General features: G+C 34.0%; 15 protein-coding genes and 2 tRNA genes. 10 read left to right on the forward strand and 7 right to left on the reverse strand.

The window, feature by feature from the left end; all coding sequences use genetic code 11:
- The first annotated feature begins 59 nt into the window (after positions 1-59).
- The 3 genes from AR685_RS08735 (at position 60) to AR685_RS08740 (ending at position 2,622) form a co-directional block, all read left to right on the forward strand.
- Positions 60-1,856 carry a DUF885 domain-containing protein gene (locus AR685_RS08735; protein ID WP_059124313.1) on the forward strand — a complete coding sequence of 599 codons (1,797 nt, stop codon included), beginning with the start codon at positions 60-62 and terminating at the stop codon, positions 1,854-1,856.
- A 140-nt stretch (positions 1,857-1,996) separates the two neighbouring features.
- Positions 1,997-2,146, forward strand: coding sequence for a hypothetical protein (locus AR685_RS18100; RefSeq protein ID WP_165592804.1), 150 nt, complete (start codon positions 1,997-1,999; stop codon positions 2,144-2,146).
- Between the two features lie 26 nt (positions 2,147-2,172).
- Positions 2,173-2,622, forward strand: a complete 450-nt coding sequence (locus AR685_RS08740; protein WP_185113243.1) for a DinB family protein — start codon at positions 2,173-2,175, stop codon at positions 2,620-2,622.
- Between the two features lie 98 nt (positions 2,623-2,720).
- On the opposite strand, the gene AR685_RS08745 is transcribed toward AR685_RS08740, so the two are convergent.
- The gene (locus tag AR685_RS08745) at positions 2,721-3,341 is read right to left on the reverse strand and encodes an endonuclease III domain-containing protein (RefSeq protein WP_047443305.1); all 621 of its coding nucleotides are present in this window, start codon (positions 3,339-3,341) and stop codon (positions 2,721-2,723) included.
- Positions 3,342-3,374: 33 nt separating this feature from the next.
- Here AR685_RS08745 and bcp point away from each other — a divergent pair, with 33 nt between their 5' ends.
- Positions 3,375-3,824, forward strand: a complete 450-nt coding sequence (gene bcp, locus AR685_RS08750; protein WP_059124315.1) for a thioredoxin-dependent thiol peroxidase — start codon at positions 3,375-3,377, stop codon at positions 3,822-3,824.
- Positions 3,825-3,912: 88 nt separating this feature from the next.
- Here the strand turns inward: bcp and AR685_RS08755 are convergent, their stop codons facing one another.
- From AR685_RS08755 to AR685_RS08775, 5 genes are read right to left on the reverse strand one after another with little or no spacing between them, the layout of a single operon-like run.
- Positions 3,913-4,452 carry a GNAT family N-acetyltransferase gene (locus AR685_RS08755; RefSeq protein WP_052187775.1) on the reverse strand — a complete coding sequence of 180 codons (540 nt, stop codon included), beginning with the start codon at positions 4,450-4,452 and terminating at the stop codon, positions 3,913-3,915.
- The gene (locus tag AR685_RS08760; RefSeq protein ID WP_228376413.1) at positions 4,415-5,053 is read right to left on the reverse strand and encodes a hypothetical protein; all 639 of its coding nucleotides are present in this window, start codon (positions 5,051-5,053) and stop codon (positions 4,415-4,417) included. Before AR685_RS08760 ends, AR685_RS08755 begins: the two co-directional genes overlap by 38 nt.
- A gap of 57 nt (positions 5,054-5,110) precedes the next feature.
- Positions 5,111-6,193 carry a mannose-1-phosphate guanylyltransferase gene (locus AR685_RS08765; protein ID WP_047443308.1) on the reverse strand — a complete coding sequence of 361 codons (1,083 nt, stop codon included), beginning with the start codon at positions 6,191-6,193 and terminating at the stop codon, positions 5,111-5,113.
- Between the two features lie 2 nt (positions 6,194-6,195).
- Positions 6,196-6,786, reverse strand: a complete 591-nt coding sequence (locus AR685_RS08770) for a SprT-like domain-containing protein (protein ID WP_059124317.1) — start codon at positions 6,784-6,786, stop codon at positions 6,196-6,198.
- Position 6,787: 1 nt separating this feature from the next.
- A complete protein-coding gene (locus AR685_RS08775; protein ID WP_059124318.1) occupies positions 6,788-8,128 on the reverse strand; it encodes a TolC family protein in 1,341 nt (446 codons plus the stop codon).
- 97 nt (positions 8,129-8,225) lie between these two features.
- On the opposite strand from AR685_RS08775, the gene AR685_RS08780 reads away from it, so the two are divergent.
- The 4 genes from AR685_RS08780 to AR685_RS08800 all read left to right on the forward strand — a co-directional run bounded on the left by AR685_RS08780 (position 8,226) and on the right by AR685_RS08800 (position 11,201).
- A complete protein-coding gene (locus tag AR685_RS08780) occupies positions 8,226-9,470 on the forward strand; it encodes a bifunctional folylpolyglutamate synthase/dihydrofolate synthase (RefSeq protein WP_059124319.1) in 1,245 nt (414 codons plus the stop codon).
- Between the two features lie 39 nt (positions 9,471-9,509).
- Positions 9,510-9,584 (forward strand) — tRNA-Val (locus AR685_RS08785).
- Positions 9,585-9,617: 33 nt separating this feature from the next.
- Positions 9,618-9,692 (forward strand) — tRNA-Val (locus tag AR685_RS08790).
- Positions 9,693-10,013: 321 nt separating this feature from the next.
- Entirely contained in the window at positions 10,014-11,201 is a 1,188-nt protein-coding gene (locus AR685_RS08800; RefSeq protein WP_059124321.1) for a site-specific integrase, read from the forward strand.
- Positions 11,202-11,212: 11 nt separating this feature from the next.
- Here the strand turns inward: AR685_RS08800 and AR685_RS08805 are convergent, their stop codons facing one another.
- The gene (locus tag AR685_RS08805; RefSeq protein ID WP_059124322.1) at positions 11,213-12,649 is read right to left on the reverse strand and encodes a hypothetical protein; all 1,437 of its coding nucleotides are present in this window, start codon (positions 12,647-12,649) and stop codon (positions 11,213-11,215) included.
- 244 nt (positions 12,650-12,893) lie between these two features.
- Here AR685_RS08805 and AR685_RS08810 point away from each other — a divergent pair, with 244 nt between their 5' ends.
- Together AR685_RS08810 and AR685_RS08815 are read left to right on the forward strand one after the other, a co-directional pair.
- Positions 12,894-13,550: an AAA family ATPase gene (locus AR685_RS08810; RefSeq protein WP_228376414.1), complete on the forward strand. Its 657-nt coding sequence runs from the start codon at positions 12,894-12,896 to the stop codon at positions 13,548-13,550.
- Entirely contained in the window at positions 13,528-14,727 is a 1,200-nt protein-coding gene (locus tag AR685_RS08815; protein WP_082671908.1) for a DUF3871 family protein, read from the forward strand. Before AR685_RS08810 ends, AR685_RS08815 begins: the two co-directional genes overlap by 23 nt.
- Positions 14,728-14,778 lie beyond the last annotated feature (51 nt).

A 14,778-nucleotide genomic window follows, 5' to 3' on the forward strand; every position in this document is an offset into this window, starting at 1 on the left:
GATTCTTCAAAACCATTATGTTCTAATATTCTCTATTTTTGTGTTTTAAAGATTTTAAAATGAAAAACATCATATCAAAAGCCATATTGGGATTAGGGCTGTTATTAAGCATAGCTTCATGCAGAAAAACAGATTCTCCTTTAACGAAAGTGACCCCAACCAATCTGGATTCTATTGCTGCTAACTATTATGAGCAGTATTTGAAACTTTATCCTTTGGAAGCAACCTCACAGGGAGATCTGAGATACAATGACCAATTGCCCATTAATATTGACAAAGATTTTATTTCGGGCGAAATTGCATTTTATCATTCTATACAAACTCAGCTGGATAATGTTGATTATGAAAACCTTTCGGATGATGACAAAGTAGTTTATGATGTTTTGGATTACAGTTTAAAAGACAAGATAGAAGCGTACGCTTACCATCCTGAGTATATTCCCTTCACACAATTTGGTGGACTTCCGCTGAATTTCCCATTGTATGGAAGCGGAGAAGGAAGCCAGCCTTTCAATACCGTAAAAGATTATGAAGACTGGTTAAAAAGAATGGAAAAATTCGCCGAATGGATGAACGCTGCTACAGAAAACTTCCGCGAAGGAATCACGAATAAAATAGTTCTTCCAAGGAAATTGGTTTTAAAAATGATTCCACAAATGAAGGCGCAAGAGATCATTACGTCAGATTTTGAAGAAAATATTTTCTCAGGTCCTGTAAAAAAATTCCCAAAAAACTTCACAGCCGAACAAAAAGAAAAATACACTAAGCTCTACAAAGATGCAATCGCTAACAATATTATTCCGGCATACACGAAGATGGGCGAGTTTTTAGAGAAAGAATACTTACCTAAATCTAGAGAAACAGACGGTTACAACAGTCTTCCTAAAGGAGAAAATATCTACAAATATTATGTGAAAAGCTGGACAACCACCAACAAAACTCCGGAGGACATTAACAAAATCGGACAGCAGCAAGTAGCTATGCTTCGTGCAGAAATGGAAAAAGTGAAACAACAGGTTGGTTTTACAGGAACGCTCGAAGAATTTATAACTTCAGTGAAAACAGACCCAAAAGCGATGCCTTACAAAACTCCAAAAGAAGTTTTGAATGGTTTTAATGGAATTTTAGCGAAAATAACACCGAAGCTAAAAACGATGTTCAGCGTTACTCCGAAAACAAAATTTGAAATCAGACAGACCGAAAAATTCAGAGAAGCAAGTGCAAGTGCAGAATACATCCAGGGCACTCCGGACGGAAAAAGACCGGGAATTTTCTACATGCCACTTCCAGATCCTTCAAAATTCAACGTCACTTCAGGAATGGAATCTCTTTTCTTACACGAAGCAATTCCGGGACATCATTATCAGGTTTCTCTTCAGCAGGAAAACGAAAAGCTTCCCAAATTCATGAGATTCGGGTGGTTCGGAGCGTACGGTGAAGGTTGGGCGCATTATTGCGAAACTCTGGGACCAGAATTTGGTTTGTATACAGACCCTTATCAAAAAATGGGATATTTAAGTGATCAAATGTTGAGAGCCGTTCGTTTGGTTGTGGACACGGGTATACACACCGGACAAATGACGCGTGAAGAAGCAATCACTTATTTCCTGAGCAACATTGCTTATGACGAAGCCGGAGCAACTGCAGAAGTAGAAAGATACATGGCCATGCCGGGACAGGCTTTGGGCTACAAAATCGGCTCATTGAGAATCCGTGAATTGAGAGAGCAATATCAAACGCGGTTAGGAAATAAATTTAGTTTAGCAAAATTTCATGATGAAGTTTTGAATCAAGGCTGTCTGCCGCTGGATGTTTTAAACAGAAAGATGGAGCTTTGGGCGAAGAAGCAAAAGTAATTTTTTAAAATTAAAAATATAAGTCACGAAATAATTTTTCGTGACTTTTTTTCGGAAATGGGATTTTAGTTAAGGTATCTGGAGATTATTTTTTAATTAAAGATATTGATCCCAAAGCTTTACATGGCGAAATAAAATTTATGAAAACTAAACCAGTTCATCAAAAATTAATTTTAAATACATATAGTTTTCAGGAAAACGACACCATTTATGGTTTTATAAATTACAATACAAAAGTTGAAGGTTTTACAAAAGATTTCAGAGGATATTTTAAAGCAATTGTTAAATAAAAACATCGAAATTAAAATTTTCAAAAATTATTACAGAAAGTATAAAATCCCTATTCACAAGAGATTTAAATAAATTAAAAACAGAAATCGAATCTTACCAAATAGAAGAATCTCTATGGAAAATTGATAAAAATATTTCAAATTCCGGAGGAAATCTTTGCCTTCATTTGGTGGGAAATCTTAATCATTTTTTCGGAGCGATTTTGGGAAATTCAGGTTATGTAAGAAACAGAGAACTTGAATTTTCATTAAAAAATATCCCAAGAACTGAACTTGCTCAACAAATTGAAGCAACTTTAAACATTGTTATTTCAACCCTTGATCAGCTTTCTGAAGATGATTTGGCAAAAGAATATCCTATTGAGCCACTAGGTTACAAAATGACGACAGAATATTTCCTGATTCATTTGTTTGGACATTTGGGTTATCATCTGGGGCAGATTAATTTTCACAGAAGATTGTTGGATGTGGAGTAGTTTTTTTATCGATTGCTTCTTTAACCACCCCGTCTAAATTTTCTTTGAAAATTTATCCACCCTCCAAAGGAGGGTAATTGTGTGGCTGCTAAAATTTTTTATTTCTCAAACAGCATTTTCGTTAAGAAATCTTTCTCCCCTTTTCCTCTTGCGGGAGAATATTCTCTCCCATAGAAAATAATCTGAAGGTGAAGCTTATTCCATACCTCTTCTTTCCAGATGTTTTTGGCGTCCCTTTCCGTTTCTATGACGTTCTTCCCTGAAGTCAGCTTCCATTGTGCCATCAGTCTGTGAATGTGTGTATCAACAGGAAAAGCAGGAAATCCGAAGGCCTGGCTCATCACAACAGAAGCCGTTTTGTGACCCACTCCTGGTAAAGCTTCTAGTTCTTCATAGGTGTGTGGCACTACTCCATCGTGTCTTTCCAGTAAAAGCTCGGCCATTCTTTTCAGATTCTTAGCTTTTGTATTCGAAAGTCCAATTTCTTTAATGAGTTCTTTAATTTGATACTCCTCCAGCTTGGCCATTCTTTGCGGTGTTCCTGCAACTGCAAAAAGCTCCGGTGTCACCTGATTCACTTTTTTATCGGTAGTCTGGGCAGAAAGTGCCACCGCAACCATTAAAGTGTAAGGATCAGTATGATCTAAAGGAATCGGAACTTCAGGATATAACTTTTCTAATTCAGACTGAACGAGTGCTGCTCTTTGCTTTTTTGTCATGTAACCACTAAATTTGAACAAAAATAAATCATTATGCTGAAAGTAGGAGACAAATTACCACAATTCGAAGGAATCAATCAAGATGGAGAAACCGTAAATTCGGAAAAATTACTTGGACAGAAATTGGTTGTTTTCTTTTATCCGCAAGCCAACACGCCAACATGTACAGTAGAAGCATGTAACCTCAGCGATAATTATTCTCAGCTGGAAAAAGCTGGATTTCAACTTCTAGGAATCAGCGGAGATTCGGTAAAAAAGCAAAAGAACTTTCATAACAAATTTGCCTTTCCTTATGATCTTATTGCAGATGAAAACCGTGATATCATTGAGAAATTAGGGGTTTGGCAAGAGAAAAAGACGTTCGGAAAAACCTATATGGGAATTGTAAGAACCACTTTTATTTTTGACGAACAAGGAATATGCACAAGAGTGATTGAAAAAGTAACATCGAAGACTGCCGCTGAGCAGATTTTAGAAGGATAATTTTAAACACCAACTGCGCAAATGTTTTCACTAATGTCACAAATTCTTACTGTCTTTTCGTGAAAACATTTGTGATTCTTGCGTTTAGTTATTCCGTTTCATAATACATCAATTCTTCAGTTTCATTGGGAAGTGTAACGTACTTTTGAAATTTTAGGCCTAATCTTTCGATTAATTTTTGAGAAGAGAAATTGTCTTTTGTAGTAATCGCCGAGATTTTATTTAAACCAAAATCATCCATCCCAATTGACTTTACTTTTTGTGCAGCTTCAAACATATATCCCTTGCCTTCAAACCTTTCCAAAACAGAAAAACCTATATCTACGATATCTAGACCTTCTCTTTCAAAGATCCCTACTCCCCCGATTTTTACACTTCCCTCTTTTAAAGCGATGAGATAATTTCCGAATCCTACTTTTTCAAACTGCGGAAGAAATTTAGCCTTGATATAATTTTCAGCATCCTCAAGAGAATTGATGTTTCGGTTGCCAATGAACTTGATAAAATTAGGCATGTTGTAAAGTTCCAGAATAAGATCTGCATCCTCCAAAGACATTGGACGAATGATTAATCTTTCGGTTTCGTAGAATTTATCTTCGTTTTTTGGCAGGCTTTTTCTTAGGTTCATCTTTAGGCTCCTCTTTCTTTTCTATTTTCAGAAGTCTCGGGTTGTTGGCACACTTCTTTGTGTACAATTCGATATAAGTTCCGTTTTCCTTCACCTGAGAAATCTGCGCAGTTGCTTTATTCATCATAAGGGTAAAATGTCTTTTTTCGTAAGGACATTCTTTTGAAGTGACTTTCCCCAAATCAAGATAATAATAAGTACCATCTTCATAGTAATTTCCAGCAACGTCGGCGAACTGCTCATCGATGACATACCCCTCCAAAACCTGAGTAAGCGCAGCTTCTTCCACGTTATCTACTCTACCTATAAAATCTTTAAGACCGTTAATCTCTGTGATATAATTGATCTTTCCTCCTTTCGAGTAGACGATGTAATAAAAACTGTCTTCCGTAGGAGTTATATTAAAACCTGAAGACTGAGGCAGATAATCTTTTTTGGTGCCAGCAATTTTCAGTTCTTCGTTTTTGCCGTAATTATTCTGAACCAAAACCCAAAAATCAATTTTGTCATTCGGGATGATTCTCGTCAAGACATTCTGAGTGCTGAAATTCTTTTTCTTTTCCTGAGAAAATATAAAGATCCCCAACAACAAAAAAAACATACTGAGTCGCGCTTTATTTACCATAATTCAGAATGCGGCAGATATGGTGCCAATATTTTACATGAATTTATCGCCTTTTTTTAAACTTTTCAAATCTAAAACGTATTCTTTAATTAGCTGATCGTGTTCGCGTGGGCAAATTAAAAGAATTTTTTCAGTGTCTACCACAATGTAATCTTTCAAACCATCAATGACGATTGCTTTATTATTATTCTTCACATGAATAATATTTCCTTCAGCCTGATAGGTCAAAGAATATTTTGTATTGATTGAATTCTGGGATTCATCTTTGTCACTGTTTTCAAAAACGGAAGTCCATGTTCCAAGATCACTCCAGCCCAAATCTGCTGGGATAACATAGACGTTCTTTGCTTTTTCTAAAATTCCGTTATCAATAGAAATCTTCTGAACTTTAGGATATATAAGCTCTATACAGCTTTTTTCGCTGTCTGCATTGTATTCACAAGCAGTAAAGTGTTGCGTCATTTCAGGAAGATACATCTCAAATGCATTGCTAATTGATTTTACACTCCAGATAAAAATTCCTGCATTCCATAAGAAATCTCCGCTTTCAAGAAAGCTTTTTGCCAATTCAAGAATTGGTTTTTCTGTAAAAGTTTTTACTTTGTAATAATCTGAATCCTTTTTTTCTACAAACTGAATATATCCGTAGCCTGTATCAGGACGTGTGGGAGTAATTCCTAAAGTCACAAGATAATCATGCGTTGAAGCCTGCTCAAATGCTAATTCTAGTTTCTCTAAAAAGACATCTTCTTTCAGAATCAAATGATCCGCCGGCAAAACGACCATCGTTGCGTCAGGATTAATCTCTGCAATTTTATTGGCCATGTAGAGATTACATGCAGCCGTATTTTTCATTAAAGGTTCTCCCACAATGTTATCTTCCGGAATTTCCGGTAACTGCAGGTGAGAAAGGCTTACATATTCTTTGTTGGTAATTACAAATATATTTTCATCAGGAATCATTTTACTTATTCTGTCATAAGTCTGCTGAATCATTGTTCTGCCTGTCCCTAATATATCCTGAAACTGCTTCGGGAATTTCTGTGTGCTTAAAGGCCAGAATCTGCTACCGATTCCTCCCGCCATAATCACACAGTATTTATCTGATTTTGACATATTTAACTGCATTTTTTCACTCTCGCCAAAGGTTTGAAAGAGTACTTCCTTCCTGTGGCCAAATTCAGACAAAGATAGTTTTTTTTAATCAGACCTTCCAACAAATACTTTTCGGTTCTGTAGATGAAATAATCGCCCTTTACAAGTTGTTCAACAAAAATTTCATCATTGTCATGATTTTCAATGTGAAAATACTTGACTAAATCTGGGGTGGCCATAAAATTGGCTTTCGGAGACTTCGAGAATTTAATGATGATTGGTTTTAAATCATCTTCATAAACATCAATACTTTCCAGCAGCATAAGTCTGAATGTATGCTTCCATTCATTTCCGTGGGGAGAAATTCTCCGCCCGTACTTTTCGAAAGCAATTAGGTGAGCCAATTCGTGAGTCAGCACAAAGAAAAAAAGCTGTGGCTGTAATGTAGAATTAATTGTGATCTCATGTGAAAGATCACGAAGTTTCCGATAATCTCCAAGCTTAGAATTTCGATTTCTTGTAATTTTAATATGAATCGAATAATCTGAAAACCAATTCCTTAAATGAGAAAGCGTATTTTGTGGTAAATATTTTTCTAAAGACAGAATAGACATTTTACAAACTTAATGGAATTCCTGCATAGAAATTCAATAATTTAAGACTGAAAAGATAATTATATTTTGCCTGCTCTACTGAACCCTGAGCGTTGGCGTAGTTATTACGCGCAATATTCAGATCGTAAATTGTTCCTCTTCCTGCAACGTAGCTTTTATCTGCAAATTCCATTGCCAGTTTGGTGCTTTTCTCAGCCTCCACAGCAGCTAAATATACTTCGTAGTTGGCATCCACATCAAACTGAGCCTTCTGTACATTTTGTTTTACCGTTTGTTTTTGTTGGTCTAAAGAATTTTTGGCGATACTTTCATTGATCTTAGACTGCTCTACCTGAAGTTTTGTAATGCCTTTGTTGAAAATTGGGATATTCACCGAAACCCCTCCCTGTTGACCAAAATTGTCTTTATATTGATTGAAAAAACCTCCCTCTTTCACATAAAAAGTAGGACTTCCTACATTATCCGTATTCAGTAAATTATTATAAAAACTTCCGATTCCTACACTTGCGGTAACAGTTGGCCAGAAAGCCGTTCTGGTTACTTCTGTCTGCGCCAATGCAGATTTTATTCTGCTTTCCGCCGCCTTAATTTGTGGCTGACTTTCGTAAGCTGTATTTAAAACGTCTTCTACAGATATCAGCTGAGGACTCAATTGATCGCCAATTTCTACATTTTCAACATCAAAACTTCTGTAATCCTGCAATTGTAAAAGCTGAGCCAAAGCAAATAAACTTCTTCCTACATTGATTTCAGCCGTTTTAAGATTTTGTTTTTCTCTCGCCCATGCTGCTTCTGCTTCTGCTACAATAGTTTGAGCCGTTGTCCCTACTTGTGTGGTAATTTTAGCTCTGTCATATTGTTTTTTAGCGTTTTCAGTAGCACTTTGAGAAATTTTTACGATTTCTTTGTTTAATAAAGTCGTCAGATACTGTTGAGCAATTTGAAGCGAAATATCATTTTTAATCGTTTCAATATCGTACTGACTAGCCTCTACATCAAACTGCGTTTTTCTAATGGTTTTCTCCAATCTTCCGTTGTTGTAAACCAAAACATCTGCAGCAATATTGGCATTATTTCTGAAAACATCATTCCTGATACTTCCTGTTCCCAAAGAAGCCTGCCCAAAACTCACATTATTACCCACATTGGCAGAAACCGACGGAAGATAATTATTCTGAGCAATTTTAAGATTGACATCCTGAATTTGTTTTGAATATTGATTTTGAATGACCTGAAGATTATGCTCTACCGCATAGTCTACACATTCTCTCAAAGACCACTTCTTCTGAGCATTCAACCCAAGAACAGATAATCCTAAAACAATTGTCAAAACTTTTTTCATTGTAGCTTTTTCTCCATTAGACGTAAAGATTGTAAAAAAGTTACAATTTTAAAAAATTATTGTTTCATTTTAGTGAAAGTTTTGGGAATTTTGCATCATGACAAACCAAGAATATCAGGAAGCCGTTGAATGGCTTTTCGTTCAGGCTCCGAATTATCAGATTGATGGTGAGAAAGCTTACAAACCAGGTCTTGACAATATTACAAAACTCTGCAACTTTTTTGACAATCCGCAGGATAAGATAAAATGCATCCACATTGGTGGCACCAACGGAAAGGGTTCTACGAGCAATATGCTGGCGTCTGTTCTTCAGGAATCGGGTTACAACATTGGTTTGTACAACTCGCCCCATCTGATTGATTTCACCGAAAGAATTAAAATCAATGGTGAAAATTGTGATAAAGAATTTGTTTTTCAGTTTATTCAAAAATTAAAAACCTTACCCCAAGATATTTTACCTTCTTTTTTTGAATTTACAACCATCATGGCCTTTGAATATTTTTTTCAGAAAAAAGTAGATTTTGCCATTATAGAAGTTGGTTTGGGCGGAAGACTAGATTCTACGAATATCATTAAACCCTTAGTTTCTGCGATTACCAATGTACAGCTTGACCACCAAAATATTTTAGGTAACACCATCGAAGAAATAGCTTTCGAAAAAGCAGGTATTATTAAACCAAATATCCCTGTCGTTTCGGGAGATGAGAATGAAGTGGTTAAAAATATCATTAAGTCTAAAGCTGAACAAGAGAAAACTACTTTCATTGATGCAACGAAAATAAAATCAAACTTAAAATCAGATTTAAAAGGAAACTACCAAGAAAAGAACATTCGGGTCGTTTTGGCTTTAGTTGCGGAACTGAAAAAATTAGACTTAAAAATTTCTGCTGAAGATTTAGAAAAAGGATTATTAAAGGTTCATAAGAACACAGGCTTTATTGGCCGTTGGTTCGAATTTTCACAAAACCCTTTGACAATTTGTGATACAGCCCATAATCAGGATGGTTTGGAACATGTTTTTTCTCAGCTTAATTCTATTCCGAAACACAAACACATCATCCTAGGTTTTGTGCATGACAAAAAAATTGATGAAGTAATGGCCCTACTTCCTGAAAATTCTGAGTTTTATTTTGCGAAACCTGCCATCAATAGAGGTCGTCATCCTCAAGAATATGAAGATTTGTTGCTTGAAGCAAAAATAATTTATAAAATTTTTGATTCTATAGAAGACGCCTATCTTTCTGCTAAACAACAAGCTACAGCAAATGAAATGATTTTTATTGGCGGAAGCAACTTTGTAGTTGGAGAATTTTTAGAAAAAAACTTGACTGATAAAGAATAAGTATGTATATTTGCACCACTCAAAACGAGAAATCGTATAGGGCTCTTAGCTCAGTTGGTTCAGAGCATCTGGTTTACACCCAGAGGGTCGGGGGTTCGAATCCCTCAGGGCCCACAAAGGTTTACTGAAACCTTTCAAAAAAATTCAGGGCTCTTAGCTCAGTTGGTTCAGAGCATCTGGTTTACACCCAGAGGGTCGGGGGTTCGAATCCCTCAGGGCCCACAAAAACTCTCAGATTATTCTGAGAGTTTTTTATTTTATGCCTATTCATGGGAATTAACAGAGGTTCTGAAATTTTGTTTGAATTGTTGAAAAAGGTGCTTTTTAGTTCTTTTTGGGGATTTGGAGGTGTGCTTTTAGGTGACCTATTTTTCTTCAAGGTGTCCCTTTTAGTTTCTAACTTAAAAATCCACCTCCAAAATCATAATTTCAGTTCTTCAAATTTAACAATCTGCTTTACTTTTTAGTAAAGATTCAGGTGTCCCTTCAGGTGTACCAAAAAAACTCTGGTGTACCATTTCAAACCCTTATTAATACTACAAAATGAAAATCCTATTCTATATAAGAAAATCTAAAATGAATGCAAATAACCTCTGTCCTTTAACCTGTAGAATTACCAATGAATTAGAAAGAAAAGAGTTTTCAACTGGTATATTTATCAATCCAGATTATTGGAATGCTTCAAAACAGAAAGCACATCCTTCTAACAAAGGAAACAACCAAGTCAATACCCAACTAAGCCTGATTAAACAAGAAATTAATCAGGCTTTTTTGTTCCTGCAAGTTCAGGATAAAGAGTTTAGTGTAGATGATATCTATAGCCAATTTAAAGGTGAGAATGTAAAACTTGATAAATCCATTAAACAAATGTTTCAATTACATATTACAAAGCAAGAAAAACTTATAGGAATATCAACAACAAAGGTATCTGTTGCTAAATTCCACCAGACTCTAGCTCATACACTATCTTTTATAAAAAAGAAATATAACAGCTCAGATTACCTGCTTAAGGACATGACAATGGCATTTATTACTGAGTTTGAATTTTACCTAAAAACTGAAAAGAAGTTTATGCAGAATACAATCTATAAGACTTTACAAAGGTTTAGGCAGATTATAAAGCAATCTGTAGCATTAGATTTCTTACCCAAAGACCCTTTCCTACTGTACAAAGGTAAAAAGCCTAAAAAAGAGATAGTGTTTCTGTCTAAAGATGAACTGAAGAATCTGGAACAACATCAATTTGCATCTGAAAGACTACAACAAGTAGCTGACATGTTTATTTTCTGCTGTTATACAGGTTTAGCTTACACAGAAATGGCAACTCTAAAGGAAAGTAATATTCAGACTGGATTTGATGACAATAAATGGCTTTATATTAAAAGACAGAAAACTAAGAAGAGTTATGAAGTCCCTTTATTAACAAGGGCTTCTGACATCTTAGATAAGTACAAAAATGAAGACCATTTATTACCTGTGGTTTCAAATCAAAGATTCAACTCTTATCTGAAGGAGATAGCAGAGATTGTAGGAATAGATAAAATCCTAACACACCACATAGCAAGAAAAACCTTTGCATCAACTATTCTACTCTTTAATAATGTTCCAATGGAGATAGTATCTGAATTACTTGGTCATTCTGAGATTGGGATTACTCAACAGCATTATGCTAAAATTGTGAAGGAAAAGGTTAGTGAGGAGATGAGTAAACTAAATTTCCTTTTAAAATAAAAGAGAGGTGGTTAACCCCACCTCTCTAATTTTAATTTAGGAGAAACCCCAATGTTCTTTTTGAAAACTTTTGTGAGAATATCTTCTACAAAAGATGTATGTTCCTCTGTTGATGCAATAGAATCATGAATTGTAAATAATGGTATCTCAGGTTTCAATCTATTTATTATTTTACAAGTTTTTTCTAAAACTAATTCTGCTTCAAGTCTTTGCAACATAATTGCAAATGAAGGATGATTTCCTTTACCTTTTTTTATTAACTGAAAAATTTCATAAACACTTGGAAAAGTCTTTCTGAAAACCTGAATACCTTTACTGTAAGCTATTGAGGTATTTGGGCTAAAGATAGATTCAAAAGTAATTTCTTTTACTTTTTTTCTAATGCTTTGAATATCACCTTCCTCTAGTAACCCTTCCTTCTGAAGGATAGCACCAAATTTCTCATAGAAATCACCACTGACCACACATTCTATAAAAATTTCAACATCATCTTGAGTGCCTATATTTCTTATGGTATTCAATAATTGATTTGACATATCAGAATCTTGGTAATAAAGAGGACTAATAATCTTAGATGAAATATCATTTTTCTTAAATTTCATATAGTCAAAAAGAGGCAGAGTTAAGAATGGTTGTGAATTGACAATATCAATGGAAACAAGATTTTTCCCATCATAGCTAACATGTTTTCTTAATTCTTTTTTGAGTCTAGTCAGAGGTGTATGAAGCCTAAAGCCTGTAGTATCTACTCCAAAAGACTTATATTCAGAGATTAAATCTAATAATGGAACTAATCTAGAATTAAGCCTCTCTTGTATATTACAAAGACCTTCTATTTTTTCTGCTTCAGCAATTCTTTCTAATTCATCTTTACCTGCTTGCAAGTCAATTTTTAGCTTACCATCTTCAAACCATTTCTTAAGAAACAATAAATCTGCTGTTTTCTTTACATCTTTACTTTGGTTTAAGTCTAAAATACTTTTTATAAGGGTATTCTTTGTGATCTCAACAGGTACAAGGTTTGATTTATATTCATCTGTAAACTTTATACCTCCTGACTTTTTGTCAACTTTATAAAATCCATCTAATCTAATTACACCAACATCTGCCAAATAGTCAATATAATTTTTATAATTATGAATTCTTCTCTGTAATAATGCTCTATTAACAGGTGTAAATCCATTATTTTCATTCAGAATATTACTATTTTTTGAAGGTATATAGCTTAGTAAATGTAAAACATATACAAACTTATCCCTATGAAATCTAAATTCTGGTGGCTTTTCTACCAAAATTTTATCAATATCAACTTTCATTGGAACATACAAATTCAATGAACTTCTTCTCTTATAGCCTATGCTATTAAGCTCCTTATCCTGAGCTTGGCTACTGTTATTTGCATTGTTGGAATTATTAGATAAGTCTCCAACTGTATAGTGACTTCTCACTACAATTTATGCAATAAATGCAAATTTGAGTTATTCAAACTCAAGTGCTCAAATCAGAACAGATACAAACAAATAACTTTTTAAAAACCACAAAAATCATGCAATTAAAAAAGTCACAAAGAAAACAAGCCAAAATTAAAATGGCTTTACAAGGAAGTACTGGTTCAGGGAAAACATACTCTTCTCTATTATTATAGCTTTAAAACCTCCCTTTACACCACAACAATATGTTGATGCAATTAATATGTGTGAAAAAGCAGGTATTGAAGTAATTATTCTAGATTCTATTTCTCACTGTTGGGATTACCTACTAGATTACCACAGCTCATTAGCTGGAAATAGCTTTACTAATTGGGCAAAAATTAAACCATTGGAAAAGCTGTTTATGGATAAAATACTTCAATGTAATGCACATATCATTACTACAATGAGAACTAAGCAAGACTATGTTCTAAATCAAAAGGATGGGAAATTTATTCCAGAAAAAGTAGGACTAAAATCTGTTCAAAGAGATGGATTAGACTATGAATTTACCTTGGTATTTGATGTAGATATAAAACATCATGTTGTTTCTAGTAAAGACAGAACTGGCTTATTTATGGGAAAGCCTGAATTTATCATCTCAGAAAGCACTGGTAGCAAAATTTTAAGCTGGTGTAGTCAGGGTACTTCTACTCATCTCCAAAGTACCAGTCAAAATACAAAAATAATTCTATCTGAAAGAGAGGTATTTGAACACATTCAAATGTGTTCTTCTATTACTGAATTACTAGATCTTTATAAATCTTATCCCCATTATCACAACAGTTTAAGACCAGATTTTGAAGCTAGAAAAACAAATTTAATAAATATCAATAACCCAAATAATATTAACAAAAATGGACACACCAAATTTCAATAATTCTACTAACATAATAGAGAATTATATCTCTGATGATTGTAATGAAATGATTTTATATAATGTTAATGAATATAAATCCATCAATAATATCTTTATTGAAAATAAAGGTTTTGAAGATGAAGAGGTATTTTATTCTGTAAGGATGAATCAAGATATAAATTCAAGGTCTCAAACCACAAAGGAAGTTCAGTCTTTTATATCTGATAAAAATAATATATCAAAAAAAAAAACTGATAATGATAATAATGTTCTTTCTTTAGAGTCCAGTCCTTTTATATTAGCTAACACACAACATGTAAATTTTGATCATTTAGATAATGACTGTATTATCCCAGTATTCAGTAAAGATAATGAGAAGACAATAGCTCATCAGGAGTTTATTGAGGCAGTTATTAGTGCTATTAGCATAGCTTTCCCTCATCAAAACATGAGTAATCCTGAAATTAGAGTTTCTCATCAGATTAAAGGGAGGATTCCTTCTGCAATCCATAAAACTGTTAAAGAACTGGAAGACCATGAAAAAACCATCTACTATGAGAGGATGGCATTTATTATTAGAATCCCTTCAATCAAAGATGTAATAAATGGAAATGAAGTCTCACTTACTATTGGTGGGGTGAGAAGCTACAATCAAGAAAACCTATATTCTAAAAAGACATTAGAAAAGTTTAAATTCTTTATTGGATTTCAAAATAAAGTATGTTGTAATTTATGTGTATCAACAGATGGTTTTTTAGATAATCTTAGAGTTTCTAGTCCCCAAGAATTACAATCAAAGATATTAGATACTGTTCACAGATATGATGCAGAACTGCATTTAATGGAAATGAAGGAACTTACCAAAGACTATTTATCTGAACATCAGTTTGCACAACTAATAGGTAAATCTAGATTATATCAGTATTTACCTAAACAAGAAAAACAGAACATACCTTTTCTAAATTTTAATGACAATCACATCAGCACAATGGTTAAAGATTATTATGAAGATCAGAATTTCTGCAGAATGGAGGATGGCAAAATTAACCTGTGGGATGTTTACAATTTATTTACACAAGCCAACAAATCTTCTTATATAGATACTTTCCTAAACAGGAATTTGAATGCCTTTGAATTTTCTAAAGGACTTCAAAAAACTCTCAATGGTAAAGAAAATTATCATTGGTTTTTGAGTTAACATATGACCCTAGCTAAATGCTGGGGTCATATAATTTTAAAACATTCTTTT

The sequence above is a fragment of the Chryseobacterium sp. JAH genome (genome assembly GCF_001507335.1).
Lineage (GTDB): Bacteria > Bacteroidota > Bacteroidia > Flavobacteriales > Weeksellaceae > Chryseobacterium.

Excerpts from the sequence above, each read along its gene's own strand:
- bcp (WP_059124315.1), top strand. The coding sequence starts at position 3,375 with ATGCTGAAAGTAGGAGACAAATTACCACAATTCGAAGGAATCAATCAA.
- AR685_RS08765 (WP_047443308.1), bottom strand. The coding sequence starts at position 6,193 with ATGTCAAAATCAGATAAATACTGTGTGATTATGGCGGGAGGAATCGGT.
- AR685_RS08745 (WP_047443305.1), bottom strand. The coding sequence starts at position 3,341 with ATGACAAAAAAGCAAAGAGCAGCACTCGTTCAGTCTGAATTAGAAAAG.
- AR685_RS08760 (WP_228376413.1), bottom strand. The coding sequence starts at position 5,053 with ATGTTTTTTTTGTTGTTGGGGATCTTTATATTTTCTCAGGAAAAGAAA.
- AR685_RS08770 (WP_059124317.1), bottom strand. The coding sequence starts at position 6,786 with ATGTCTATTCTGTCTTTAGAAAAATATTTACCACAAAATACGCTTTCT.
- AR685_RS08775 (WP_059124318.1), bottom strand. The coding sequence starts at position 8,128 with ATGAAAAAAGTTTTGACAATTGTTTTAGGATTATCTGTTCTTGGGTTG.
- AR685_RS08780 (WP_059124319.1), top strand. The coding sequence starts at position 8,226 with ATGACAAACCAAGAATATCAGGAAGCCGTTGAATGGCTTTTCGTTCAG.
- AR685_RS08755 (WP_052187775.1), bottom strand. The coding sequence starts at position 4,452 with ATGAACCTAAGAAAAAGCCTGCCAAAAAACGAAGATAAATTCTACGAA.
- AR685_RS08800 (WP_059124321.1), top strand. The coding sequence starts at position 10,014 with ATGAAAATCCTATTCTATATAAGAAAATCTAAAATGAATGCAAATAAC.
- AR685_RS18100 (WP_165592804.1), top strand. The coding sequence starts at position 1,997 with ATGAAAACTAAACCAGTTCATCAAAAATTAATTTTAAATACATATAGT.
- AR685_RS08735 (WP_059124313.1), top strand. The coding sequence starts at position 60 with ATGAAAAACATCATATCAAAAGCCATATTGGGATTAGGGCTGTTATTA.
- AR685_RS08810 (WP_228376414.1), top strand. The coding sequence starts at position 12,894 with ATGTGTGAAAAAGCAGGTATTGAAGTAATTATTCTAGATTCTATTTCT.
- AR685_RS08815 (WP_082671908.1), top strand. The coding sequence starts at position 13,528 with ATGGACACACCAAATTTCAATAATTCTACTAACATAATAGAGAATTAT.